The organism is Nonomuraea sp. NPDC049378, assembly GCF_055586745.1.
Genome location: NZ_JBVJHP010000034.1, coordinates 77,891 through 88,479, shown reverse-complemented (window position 1 = coordinate 88,479; position 10,589 = coordinate 77,891). Strand labels below are relative to the sequence as shown.

General features: G+C 66.4%; 13 protein-coding genes. 5 read left to right on the top strand and 8 right to left on the bottom strand.

What is annotated here, in order from left to right; translation table 11 throughout:
• Positions 1 to 13: 13 nt before the first annotated feature.
• Entirely contained in the window at positions 14 to 229 is a 216-nt protein-coding gene (locus ACZ6SA_RS45490; RefSeq protein ID WP_465835447.1) for a cytochrome P450, read from the top strand.
• Positions 230 to 595: 366 nt separating this feature from the next.
• Here the strand turns inward: ACZ6SA_RS45490 and ACZ6SA_RS45485 are convergent, their stop codons facing one another.
• The 3 genes from ACZ6SA_RS45485 to ACZ6SA_RS45475 form a co-directional block, all read right to left on the bottom strand.
• Positions 596 to 1,396 (bottom strand): hypothetical protein, encoded by an 801-nt coding sequence (locus ACZ6SA_RS45485; RefSeq protein ID WP_347649538.1) that lies wholly within the window; start codon positions 1,394 to 1,396, stop codon positions 596 to 598.
• A 101-nt stretch (positions 1,397 to 1,497) separates the two neighbouring features.
• Positions 1,498 to 1,908 (bottom strand): hypothetical protein, encoded by a 411-nt coding sequence (locus ACZ6SA_RS45480; protein ID WP_347649539.1) that lies wholly within the window; start codon positions 1,906 to 1,908, stop codon positions 1,498 to 1,500.
• Between the two features lie 296 nt (positions 1,909 to 2,204).
• Positions 2,205 to 2,699, bottom strand: a complete 495-nt coding sequence (locus ACZ6SA_RS45475) for a TetR family transcriptional regulator (RefSeq protein WP_347649540.1) — start codon at positions 2,697 to 2,699, stop codon at positions 2,205 to 2,207.
• Positions 2,700 to 2,942: 243 nt separating this feature from the next.
• On the opposite strand from ACZ6SA_RS45475, the gene ACZ6SA_RS45470 reads away from it, so the two are divergent.
• Positions 2,943 to 3,305, top strand: coding sequence for an SPW repeat protein (locus ACZ6SA_RS45470; protein ID WP_347649541.1), 363 nt, complete (start codon positions 2,943 to 2,945; stop codon positions 3,303 to 3,305).
• A gap of 824 nt (positions 3,306 to 4,129) precedes the next feature.
• On the opposite strand, the gene ACZ6SA_RS45465 is transcribed toward ACZ6SA_RS45470, so the two are convergent.
• The 3 genes from ACZ6SA_RS45465 to ACZ6SA_RS45455 are packed head-to-tail and all read right to left on the bottom strand — an operon-like array spanning position 4,130 to position 6,532.
• On the bottom strand, positions 4,130 to 4,642 hold the full coding sequence (locus ACZ6SA_RS45465; protein ID WP_465835441.1) for a MarR family winged helix-turn-helix transcriptional regulator: 513 nt from the start codon (positions 4,640 to 4,642) through the stop codon (positions 4,130 to 4,132).
• A 28-nt stretch (positions 4,643 to 4,670) separates the two neighbouring features.
• Positions 4,671 to 5,651 (bottom strand): zinc-binding dehydrogenase, encoded by a 981-nt coding sequence (locus tag ACZ6SA_RS45460; RefSeq protein WP_465835439.1) that lies wholly within the window; start codon positions 5,649 to 5,651, stop codon positions 4,671 to 4,673.
• A 5-nt stretch (positions 5,652 to 5,656) separates the two neighbouring features.
• Positions 5,657 to 6,532: a haloalkane dehalogenase gene (locus tag ACZ6SA_RS45455; protein WP_465835437.1), complete on the bottom strand. Its 876-nt coding sequence runs from the start codon at positions 6,530 to 6,532 to the stop codon at positions 5,657 to 5,659.
• Between the two features lie 74 nt (positions 6,533 to 6,606).
• Between ACZ6SA_RS45455 and ACZ6SA_RS45450 the strand changes: the two genes are divergently transcribed.
• The 3 genes from ACZ6SA_RS45450 to sigJ all read left to right on the top strand — a co-directional run bounded on the left by ACZ6SA_RS45450 (position 6,607) and on the right by sigJ (position 8,859).
• Positions 6,607 to 7,110 (top strand): MarR family transcriptional regulator, encoded by a 504-nt coding sequence (locus tag ACZ6SA_RS45450; RefSeq protein ID WP_347649545.1) that lies wholly within the window; start codon positions 6,607 to 6,609, stop codon positions 7,108 to 7,110.
• Positions 7,111 to 7,417: 307 nt separating this feature from the next.
• A complete protein-coding gene (locus ACZ6SA_RS45445; protein ID WP_347649546.1) occupies positions 7,418 to 7,996 on the top strand; it encodes a carboxymuconolactone decarboxylase family protein in 579 nt (192 codons plus the stop codon).
• An 11-nt stretch (positions 7,997 to 8,007) separates the two neighbouring features.
• Complete coding sequence (sigJ, locus tag ACZ6SA_RS45440) at positions 8,008 to 8,859, top strand: RNA polymerase sigma factor SigJ (protein ID WP_465835434.1); 852 nt, start codon at positions 8,008 to 8,010, stop codon at positions 8,857 to 8,859.
• Positions 8,860 to 8,871: 12 nt separating this feature from the next.
• Here sigJ and ACZ6SA_RS45435 read toward each other — a convergent pair whose 3' ends face one another.
• Entirely contained in the window at positions 8,872 to 9,345 is a 474-nt protein-coding gene (locus ACZ6SA_RS45435) for a DoxX family protein (protein ID WP_465835432.1), read from the bottom strand.
• A gap of 143 nt (positions 9,346 to 9,488) precedes the next feature.
• Entirely contained in the window at positions 9,489 to 9,944 is a 456-nt protein-coding gene (locus tag ACZ6SA_RS45430) for a DoxX family protein (RefSeq protein WP_465835430.1), read from the bottom strand.
• Positions 9,945 to 10,589 lie beyond the last annotated feature (645 nt).

Here is a 10,589-nt window from a genome sequence, read left to right as displayed (position 1 = left end):
GAACCCGGCCGAACTGGACATCGAGCGCGGAGCCCGCCACCACCTCGCCTTCGGATACGGCCCGCACCAGTGCCTCGGCCAGAACCTCGCCAGGACCGAACTGCAGATCGTCTTCGATACGACCAATCGATGCCGAGTTCATCGCGCTGGGCTCGTTCGTGGCGGTGCAGCAGCCGGAGAGTGTCGAGGTCCAGAGCGTGTTCTTCGGCCTCGGCGAGGCGGTCGATGAGGTTGGCGCGGATCTCCTTCAGCCGGGGCTGCTGAGCTGGGCTCGCCGCACCTCAGCATCCGGGGTGCTGGTCCTGAAGCTCCTTCTAGCGCTCGACGACCTCCGAGAGCGACAGGCCTAACGGAACCACCGTGAGCGGTTCAGCTTTCGGTTTCGACGGAGCCATCGGCTGGTTCGGAGCGGAAGCGCCGTAAAGGATCTTCCGAGCTTCCTTGAGTCTCCACCGAACCCGGGGCGCTTCAACCAGCAAGATCAGCATCTAAACAGCATTGGCCACTCAACCGGGGCACACCAAATCCATAACGACACCAAGCAGGCCGAACGTCTGTTCCCCCATGTGAACCGCGAAACTTACCCAGACACAGCTCATAACGTGACCCCGGAGGATGAGCCCTGGACGATCGATGTCAACCGACTCCTCATCTGGCCGATTCGCGCGGCGATGGCGGCGAACTTCTCCTTCTCCTGACGCAGAACCTGCTCCTGAAGCTTCGACTCCACGCGGACCAGAATCGGCACCAGATTGGTCGCCTTCTTGCACTTGACATCAGCTGTCGCTGTGGCGATCTCCTGCGGGGTGGGCTTGCTCGCTGGGCCGCCCCATTGGGAAATGATTCCCGCTTCTCCGGGGCCCTTGTATGCGAAACCCGCCATCGCCATGCAACTGCTCCACTGTTCGACCGCCCGTTCTGCGGCAGGACGTGTCCAGGCGCTGTCAAATGTTTGGGTTCCGAGCCGGTGCACGAATGCCCGGTCCTCGGTGAGCGCGAACCGGTTCACGTAATCCAGCGCCTCCTTAACACATCCGCCCTTGCCGTCTTTTCCATAGGCGGCGACGCGGGCCGTGGGGCGAAGGTCGCTGTCACGCTCCGCTCGCAACCTTCGCACAAACAGCACGCCCGGATCCTGCGGCAGGTGATAGCCGACGCGCCGTGCCACCTCATCTTCTGCGAGACCGTATCGCCTCCGGTGGGTGATATAGCGAACATCGCCAACATCGGTTTCCGTGATTTCGCGCCACGTTTCTCGCCTGGCCGCCATGCATCTCTTAGTCAAGACGTCGGCCGCACGGTCGGTGAGAACCAGATCAGCGGAATTGGGCCGGTAGGCGTCAAACGGCAGATGTAGCGTACGGAAGTAGGGCTCCACCGCGATGCCGACCTCCATGCCGCGCGTTCCTCCGGCGGAGGAATGTCGTGCCGGGGGGACGCCGCAACCAGCTACAACGAGAGCGGAAACGCCTGTCCAGATAAGCAGCCGTGCACACATCACAGCAGCTTGAGTGACGAGATCCTATTATCCCACGTATAGATATCGCAGGCCGTGTATCTACGCGGAAAATAGTCACTGTCACCTTGGTAGTTAAGCCCATCGTAAACGGCGAGGTAATAGTCGTTCTCGTTGGCGAACCCGCTGATCCGATTGTAGACGGAGGTCCCGTCCGTGAAGAAGTTGTTCCGCAGGTCCGCGTCCTGCATGTAGATCGACGCCCATGGCCCGGTGCATCCTCTGGCGCGCCAAACGTAGACCTTATTGGCTTGCTGAGCGTTGCTCTCGATGACGCTGCCAGTCGAACTCCCTGCGCCGTCGGCATATGCGGGCACCACTGGGGCGACCCCCACAACAGCGGTCCCCACAGCGGCAGTGACAAGAAGCGCGGCCGCGGCCAATGCTTTCATTTCCTACTCCTGACTTCGCTCTCCGTACACGGCGGTAGCCAGGCTAAAAGGGCGGATCCACTCACGAATCCGTCATGTGACCGGTGCATTATTACTGCATCGTGTTTGACACAAGGGGAATCCAAGCTGCTCGCCGTCTCATCGGCCCCATCTCTCTCACCCGTCCCGCGCTCCGGTCCGGCGACAGTGGCCGCGGCCGTGAGGTGCCTCACCGGCCGCAGTCCTGGGTGCCGGTGCTGGAGTTACCGCCTTCCGGCTATCGGGCAGCCGTTGCGGTGGGCGTCGGCTGTCGGCCGTCATGAACTCGAGACTCTCGGCGTGAGCTTGCCGTCCAGCCCGGTGTAGAAGACCAGGACGTTGCCGCCCGGCCCCAGGCCGGCGGCCACGGTGCATGTGGTCTTGTCGGAGGCGGAGGGCTGCTTCCAGCCCAGCCAGGCGTCGGCGGGCCTGCGGTTGACGAAGATGCGCTGGTCGAGGCCGGTGGCGAATACGAACAACTCGCCGTCGCGGCCGTAGGCCATCGCGACGGCGAGGTTGGTGACGAGTCCGGGCAACCCTAGATGACCATCGGGCCGGCTCGGGGTCCGCTGTGTCGCGTGCGCTCTCGAACAGGCCGGCCCCGCCCGGTGCAGCACCTTGTCGAAGATCTGCTGCTTGTTGTCGAAGTGGCGGTAGAGGACGCTCTCGCTCAGCCCGGCCGCTTCGGTGATCGCGCGTACGGAGGTGCCGCCGAAGCTGTGCCTGGCGAACAGTTCCAGTACCGACTCGACCAGCACGTTCTTGGTGTCCATCGCGGCGGACTTGGGTGGCCGGCCTGGCCTTCGGGTGCTGATGTTCTGACTTATAAGTAATCGATCCCTTATTTCAACGTGACCTGGGTCACTCGCGTGGTGAGAAAGGGAGAACACACTGGTCACCTGCCGCGTCACTTGACGGATTCGGAAACTTGCCGGGATTTCTAGCGTTCGAAGTACCGAGGTGCTTCTAACCGAGGAACCCGGCGAAAGATCGGCTTCATTCCAAAGGAGGAACCCATGAAGCCATGGACACGCTGGCAGGACTGGACCAACATCGCGGTCGGCTTGTACCTGGCGCTGGCGCCCGTCTGGACGGACACCGACCCCGGTGCGGCGACGGCTCTGGTGGCGATGGGGGCGCTGATCGTCTGCACAGCGCTGTGGGCACTGGCGCAACCTTCATCGGCGGTCAGCCAGTGGACCAACGTCATCTGGGCGGTGCTGGCGATCGCCGCGCCGTGGGTGGTTTCCTTCACCGGGCTCGCCGCCGCTGCCTGGACCGCCTGGGTGGGCGGGATCCTGGTCGGCTGCCTGGCGCTGTGGGCCCTGCCCGCGACCAGGAGGCCAGCCGACCCCCGGGCCGTCCAGCCGCGGCACTGACCGCCGTCACCGACAAGCCCGGGCACCCGCCCGGGCTTTCTCGTATGGTCGCGTCGCCGCCCGTCCGGACGGTGGTGATGGCGGCCCACCGGATGCGGACGGTCCAGCCCGCCAGTCGCCCGAAGGACGCGAGTTCATCCGGCACAGCGCCGCGGCCTGGGGCGAGGCTCACCTGGCCGCCGGTGGCGAACCAGAGCACGTCGCGGCCGCAGTCGAGGCCACCACCAAGTTCTACGCACCCGGCCCAACCTGACATCCCGCTGCGGTGGGCTGACCGGCATCCTTGGCGCTCGAACCGCCGATGAGAATGGTCAGTCGCGAGACGGGTGTCAGACCCCTCCGTCGAGGAGCGGGACGAGCAGCACTACAGCATGTTGTCCCACACCTGGAAGGAATGCGCGCCATGAAGTACACCAACTCGATCGAGATCGCACTGCCGCGGGAGAAGGTGGCCCAGTTGCTCGCCGACCCGGCACACATACCGAAATCACACGCCGGGATCCGGCAGACCTGCACGGGATCCCGAAAGAGAGCGTCGTTCACTTCGACCGCGAGATCGTCGGCGCGGGCATGTGGAGCGTCGTGCGCGATCGGTTGACCGAAGCCGATCCGGAGACGACGCTCTGGGTGAGCGAGAGCGAATACCGCTTCAGCAGCCTGCTACTGCGCCGGGAGACTTGTGTGCCCCCGACTTCGGTGGAGTCGCGTACCTGGAGTGTCACGCCACGGTGGACGCGTTCGCGAACCGCATCGGGGTGAGCATCCTCAAGGAAACCGGCGTGACGACCTGGTCGTCAACGGCTGAGCCTTAGCGGTGGGAGCGTTCAGATCGTGGTTCGCCGCATCTTCTCGGCGTTCAATACCATGTGACGGAGCACCTCGATGGTGCCGGCATACCTTTCCGCGGTCACTCCATCCCTCATCTGACGACCTGCCTGCTCGACCTTCCGCGCCAGGGCGGCGTGCGCGGCCTCCCCCTCGGGGGTGAGGCTGTAGGGCTCCCGGCCGGTGATCCAGCTACGCCGCTGCAGATCTTCGATCGTCTGGTCCACGTCGACCGAACTCCCGGACCAGAATGGCCGAAGCCTCTGTGCGATCGCCTCTCTCGTAGCTGGCCCGCGCTGGCCCGCGCGGTCGAAGTCGGGCCCTGGGGCGAGCAGGTTCATCGTCTGCCAGTGGCGACGGTGGAGCCCCATCGCCGCGAGCACTCGGTTGAGGTTTTCCTCGATGAGCTGGTCGAGGAGCTTCAGCCAATAGCCCAGCGGGCGACGTTGTTCCATGCTGATCCCTTCTTCGACGACCCGGAACGCCCGGTCCCGGCCGCGGCCGTCGGCCATTGCTGTTTCGGTGAGGGGTGTGGCGGGGTCATGGGCGCAGGACCGTTTTTCCGGTGGTGGCGCGGGATTGCAGGGCGATGTGGGCGGCGGGCGCGTCGGTGAGGGCGAACCGCTGGCCGATCACCGGGACGAGTCGTCTGTGGGTGAGCGCTTCAAGGGCGTCGCGCTCGAGTGTCCGGGTGCCGCCCGGGCGTTGGAGGATGCGTGCGCCGATGGCGGAGGCGGCGCTGATGCCCCGGCTGAACAGGTCGCCGGTCGACAGTTCGGTCAGGGATCCCGAGGACGAGCCGAACATCACCAGGCGCCCGGTGACGCCGAGCAGTTCCAGGGCGCTTCGGCCGATCTGGCCGCCGACCCCGTCGAGGGCGAGCGTCACCGGGCTGCCCCCCACCGCTTGGCGTACCTCGTGGGGCCAGTCGGGGCAGGTGTAGTCGACGGCGTGGTCCGCGCCGGTCCGACGGGCGAGCGCAACCTTGTCGGGACCGCCCGCGACGCCGACGACCGTTGCGCCAGCCGAACGGCATGCCTGGACCAGCAGGGTTCCGATTCCGCCGGCGGCCGCGGTGACCAGGACGACGTCGGCGGCGGTCGGCGCTGCGAGTTCGAGGATCGCCATGGTCGTCCGGCCGGTGCCGACCATGGCCACGGCGCAGTCGGCGTCGACGTCGTCCGGCAAGACGTGGACGGCCACCGCTGGGGCCAGCGCCAGTTCGGCGTATCCGCCGCTGGCCAGACCGAGATCAGCCACGACGCGTCGACCGAGGAGAGCGGCGTCGGCGCCGGCGCCGACCTCGTCGATCGTTCCGGCGACCTCCCGGCCCGGTGTCATGGGAAGGCGGGGCGCGACCCGCGGCCCGCCTCCGCCTTGGCGGATGATGGTGTCCAGCAGGTGGACACCTGCCGACTCGACCCGGATCCGCACCTGGTCACCGGCCGGATGGAGGTCGGGCACCTCCTCCAACCGGAGTTCCTCGGGGCCGCCGAACGCATACTGCCGGATCGCTCGCATCGCCCTCAGCCCTCTCCGTCGGCAAGCAGGTCGTGCTTGTCCAGCCATGCGACGAGCGAGGCGGCGATGGCCTCTGGCTGGTCCTCGGGGGTGTGGTGGCCGGCCGTTCCGTGCGTCTCGATCTGCAGAGCGGACATGTTGGCGGCGCACCAGTCGATGATCTGCGCGCTCATCATCAGGCCCGGGCCGGGGTCGAAGGCGACCAGGAGTTTGGGTACGTCCGCGCTTGCCGCCAGCCACTGGCCGTAGGCATCGATTCTGGCGACGACCTCGGTGGGCTCCCCGTCCAGCGGCATCGCCCGCGGCCATTGCAGCAACGGAACCCGGGACTGCCGGGTCGGGTACGGCCGGCCGTAGACCGCCAGGTCCTCCTCGCTCAGCCCGGGGACGGTGCGCGGCAACGCCTGCTCGATGAAAGCGTTCTGGTCCAGCACCAGTTCCTCACCGACCCCGGGCGTGCGCATCGATTCGAACAGCGGGCGGGCACCAGCTGGGAACTCCTCCCACGACATCGGTTTCACGATCGTCTCGGTGAACGCGATGCCGCGCACCCGTCCGGGGTGGCGGGCGGCCCAGTCGAAGGCGAGCGCGCCGCCCCAGTCATGGCCGACCAGCACGACCCGGTCGAGGTCGAGGGCGTCGAACCAGGCGTCGAGGTACTCGGCGTGGTCAGCGAAGCTGTAGGCGATGTCGGGCTTGCCGGACTCCCCCATGCCGATCAGATCGGGGGCCAGGCACCGGCTGAACGCTCCGGCGACGGGCAGGATGTGCCGCCACAGATACGACGACGTGGGGTTGCCGTGCAGGAAGACCGTCGTGGTCGGCCCGGCGCCGACCTCCCGGTAGAAGATCGTCGAGTCCAGGACATGTGCGGTGGGCATGGCAGGCTCCCCTGAAAGACTGCATATTAGACAGGTATCTGACCACTATGAGATTTAGACAGGTGCCTGTCAATATGAACGGAGATTCCTCCACGAAGCGGCTGCGACTCTCGCTGCTGCTCCGCCTGCTCCACCGCGAGTACGCCGCCGGCATTGAGGCGGCCCTTGCCGAGGCGGGCTTCGGCGACATCCGCTCCGGGGATGCCAAGGTGTTCCCGTTCGTCCCGCCGGAGGGAATCCAGGTCCGTGACCTGGCCCTTCGCGCCGGTGTGCGGAAACAGACCATGGCGCAATCGGTCGACCAGCTGGAACGGGCGGGCTACCTGGAACGCCTCCCGAATCCCCGCGACGCCAGGTCGCGGCTGATCGTGCTCACCGAACGGGGAAGAGCGGTCCAGCCGCTGGCGGCCGGCGCAGGGGACCGAATCGAGGAACGGTGGGCCGAACTGACAAGCCCCGAGGACTTCGAGGCTCTCCGCGCCCTGCTGCACCGCCTGCTGAACCGCATCGGCGAAGCAGACCCCGATGCCGCCGATCGCCTGAGCTCGGTTGACAGGAGCCGGCTCGACCAACAGTGAGACGGTGTCACCTCGGCTACGAACGGGCTCGACAGCATTCGACATCACCGCAGAACAGAATCGGCCTGGTGGCGCCCCCGCCAGCACCTCGGTCGCCTTTCGCAAGCCCGGCATCGCAGGCCCTGATGCAGCAGTGGAACGAAAAGTCACGCTCAGCCCCTCCACCGAGCGGCTGAGCGGAACGGGTTATGGCGCGAGGAGGGCCACAGGTGCCGCAGCGGCGGCAGATCACAAGCTGTCACATTCGGCGGCCCCGGCGGTGTCTTCATGTCGAACAGCCAGAACGCACACCTAAGAGGAGAACATCATGGCGCTACGCGTTCCTAAGGCCGAGCTTCCCGCCGACCTCAGGGAAAACATGATCAGGCAATTCGGCAGCGTGCCCGAGAACGTCGAGGTGTTGTGGAACAACCCCGCACTCGCTCGTGACAACCTGGAGTTCGGCGGCAAAGCGGGCGCGTGGAATGCGGCCGACGCGAGTCTCAAGTCGTTCGCGCACATGGCCGTCGCGGCACTGATCGGTTGCAGTTGGTGTCTCGACGTCGGCTACTTCCAGGCACAGAACGACGATCTGGACCTGGCCAAGGCCAGCCAGGTACCGCGCTGGCGGACCTCGGATGTGTTCACCCCGCTGGAGCGGGACGTGATGGGGTACGCCGAGGCCATGTCGAACACACCGCCGACCGTCACCGACGAGCAGTACGCGAGTCTGCTGGAGCGGCTCGGCCCCGCGGCGATGGTCGAGCTCACCACGCACATCGCCTACGTCAACCTGGCGACCAGAGCCAACGTGGCGAACGGGGTCACCTCGCAGGGCTTCTCCGAAGCTTGCGAGATTCCGCTGGCCAAGGTCCCGGAGGATTCCGGCGCGGCGTCGACGGCGTGACCGGGGACACGATGACCGAGGACCCGTTCCTCACCCACCGCAGCCTGCTGTTCACCGTCGCCTACGAGATGCTCGGATCGGCGACCGACGCGGAGGATGTCCTGCAGGAGTCCTGGCTGCGGTGGGCCGGTGTCCACCACGCGCAGGTGAGCGCCCCGCGGGCCTACCTCGTCCGGCTCGTCACCCGGCAAGCGCTCAACCGCCTGCGCACGCTGTCGCGCATCCGCGAGGACTACGTCGGCGAGTGGCTTCCGGAACCGCTGCTGACCAGCCCTGACGTCGCCGAGGACATCGACCTTGTGGATAAGGTCTCGATCGCGATGTTGACTGTACTGGAAACGCTCGCTCCGACGGAACGTGCGGTGTTCGTACTCCGCGAAGTCTTCGATATGCCCTATGGCGAGATCGCCGAGGCCGTCGAGAAGTCCGCGGCCACGGTGCGGCAGATCGCCCGGCGGGCCCGCGACCGTGTCGCTGCCCGTCAGCCCCGGGTACGGGTGAGCCGGTCGGAGCAACAAATCGTGGTGGAACGGTTCCTGGCCGCGGTGCGCACCGGGCAGGTGAAGGAGCTGATGGAGGTCCTGGCGCCAGACGTGGTCCTGATCGTCGACGGCGGCGGGCTCGCGTCCGCAGCCCGAGCTCCGATCCATGGGCCCGAACTCGTAGCGGAGTCCCTCGCGCGCCCGAACCGGACGGTGTCGGCCGTCTGGCTCAACGGCGCGCCCGCCGGCCGGATCGAGACCGACGGCCAAGTGGCCGCGGTGAGCCTGATGGTTGAGAACGGGCAGGTGAGCCGGATCCACGCGGTGGCGAACCCGCAGAAGCTGACGTGGCTCAGGGAGCCGACCAGCCTCACCAGATAGTCCGCGATCGCGTCATCGCAGGCCCGCGAGCGGATCGACCGGCCGCGGGTCGCCGAGCTGTACCGGCGGCGAATGGCGGAATGGCAGGGGTTGGACCTCGGCGCACCGGGGGCGCGCTTCAGCCTCGACTAGAGACAACCGACCCGGTGGGTGGCCGAAGCGCGCTCTTTGGAGTGTGTGTGCAGGATGGCGTCGGAGATTGGCGCAATCCCAGGTGCGGATACAGGTTGCCCAGGACCCGGTTGCTGGGGCGTGGCACCCAGGAGATGAGTGTGCAGAGGGTGAACAGGAAGGTGTAGCCGACGGGTACCACTCCGAGCCGGACGCAAGGTGGGAGAAGACCGCGCCGGAGAAGTTGAAGAATGCACCGGCGTAGGCCCATTCCTTCAACCGGGTGAATCCCGGCGGGAGTATGGCCGGGACGGACAGGACCTTCCAAGATCCGATGATGAGCAGGAAGTATGCGGGGTAGCCGAGGGCCTGCATGCGGCCAAGGTTCCCGAGCGGACGTAGGCGGTCCGCAGCAGTCCCAGAAGCCGCCCACGAACGACTCGGCCGCGATGATCAGGGTGGCGGCCCAGTACACGGTGGAACGGATACGCGCGGGTTGATGGAGTCGATGGCGCCGATCATCGGTTGCTGTGCTCCACGCCTCGTACGCGTGACGGCGCGGCACTGCTATCCCGTTGCGGGCGTATGAGGTCCTTCCAGTCAGACGGCCAGTTCGCCAGGGCGGCCATGGCCGTGAGCACCAGGTGAATGGGGGCCGAGACCTCTTCGTACAGGGGCGCATCATCGATGAGGTGCGTAGTGACCGCGGCGGTAAGGAGGAAGACCAGCCCTGCGGCGCCGATGAATCTGGACCGTTCGGATGGGATGACCAGCAAGATCGCGCAGATCAGCTCGATGGCGCCAACGACGAATCTGAACCAGGGAGGAAACCCCCAATCGACGAACTTCACCGCGTACGCCGGGCCAAAGAAGGTCGGGCCAGGCCAGAACTTGGTGGCGAAGCCGACGAAGAACTCTGCGGCTAGAACCCAGTAAAAGGCGGTGCGCAGCCAAGACGAGGTGCGTGCGGACATGATTCTTCCTCCGATGGGACAGCTACGCCAGCCGATGAACGGCACCAAGGGCTCACCGCCCAGCGCGGTCGTCACTCTGCTGGTCACACCCGCGACGTTTCGCGAGTCATAGACAATGACTTGCCGCGCCGGAGGAATGTGACCGATGAACGAGCACGACTTTCTGACCGACCGGTTCGAGGAGCACCGGAGGCATCCGCGGGCGGTGGCCCACCAGATCCTCGGCTCGCGGCCGAGGCCGACGACGCCGTCCAGGAACCTGGCTCCGGCTCAACCGGTCCTACACCAGCGAGGTGGAGAACCTGCGCGGGTGGCTCACCACTGTCGTCGCCCGCGTAGCGCTGGCCATGCTGCGCTCACGCACCGCCCGAAGCGAAGAACCTTTGGACGTGCCCGCGCTGCACCTGGCTCAACGCAGAGACGACACAAGGGTCGATCCCGAGCATCAGGCGATCGTGTCCGACTCGGTCGGCCTCGCACTGCTGGTGGTGCTGGACACCTTGGCTCCCAACGAGCGCCTGGCCTTCGTGCTGCATGACATCTTCGCTGTGCCGTTCGCGCCGCTCCGCGGTCGCCGAGACCCTCTCCGGCCGCGCTCTCCACGCATCCCTGGCACTGATCGACGGAGTCCCCGGTGCATTTGTG

Bases quoted from the DNA above. Each gene is read 5' to 3' on its own strand.
- ACZ6SA_RS45485 (WP_347649538.1), bottom strand. From the start codon at position 1,396: ATGGAGGTCGGCATCGCGGTGGAGCCCTACTTCCGTACGCTACATCTG.
- ACZ6SA_RS45475 (WP_347649540.1), bottom strand. From the start codon at position 2,699: ATGGACACCAAGAACGTGCTGGTCGAGTCGGTACTGGAACTGTTCGCC.
- ACZ6SA_RS45435 (WP_465835432.1), bottom strand. From the start codon at position 9,345: ATGCAGGCCCTCGGCTACCCCGCATACTTCCTGCTCATCATCGGATCT.
- ACZ6SA_RS45465 (WP_465835441.1), bottom strand. From the start codon at position 4,642: ATGGCCGACGGCCGCGGCCGGGACCGGGCGTTCCGGGTCGTCGAAGAA.
- ACZ6SA_RS45460 (WP_465835439.1), bottom strand. From the start codon at position 5,651: ATGCGAGCGATCCGGCAGTATGCGTTCGGCGGCCCCGAGGAACTCCGG.
- ACZ6SA_RS45450 (WP_347649545.1), top strand. From the start codon at position 6,607: ATGAACGGAGATTCCTCCACGAAGCGGCTGCGACTCTCGCTGCTGCTC.
- ACZ6SA_RS45455 (WP_465835437.1), bottom strand. From the start codon at position 6,532: ATGCCCACCGCACATGTCCTGGACTCGACGATCTTCTACCGGGAGGTC.
- ACZ6SA_RS45470 (WP_347649541.1), top strand. From the start codon at position 2,943: ATGAAGCCATGGACACGCTGGCAGGACTGGACCAACATCGCGGTCGGC.
- sigJ (WP_465835434.1), top strand. From the start codon at position 8,008: ATGACCGAGGACCCGTTCCTCACCCACCGCAGCCTGCTGTTCACCGTC.
- ACZ6SA_RS45445 (WP_347649546.1), top strand. From the start codon at position 7,418: ATGGCGCTACGCGTTCCTAAGGCCGAGCTTCCCGCCGACCTCAGGGAA.
- ACZ6SA_RS45430 (WP_465835430.1), bottom strand. From the start codon at position 9,944: ATGTCCGCACGCACCTCGTCTTGGCTGCGCACCGCCTTTTACTGGGTT.
- ACZ6SA_RS45480 (WP_347649539.1), bottom strand. From the start codon at position 1,908: ATGAAAGCATTGGCCGCGGCCGCGCTTCTTGTCACTGCCGCTGTGGGG.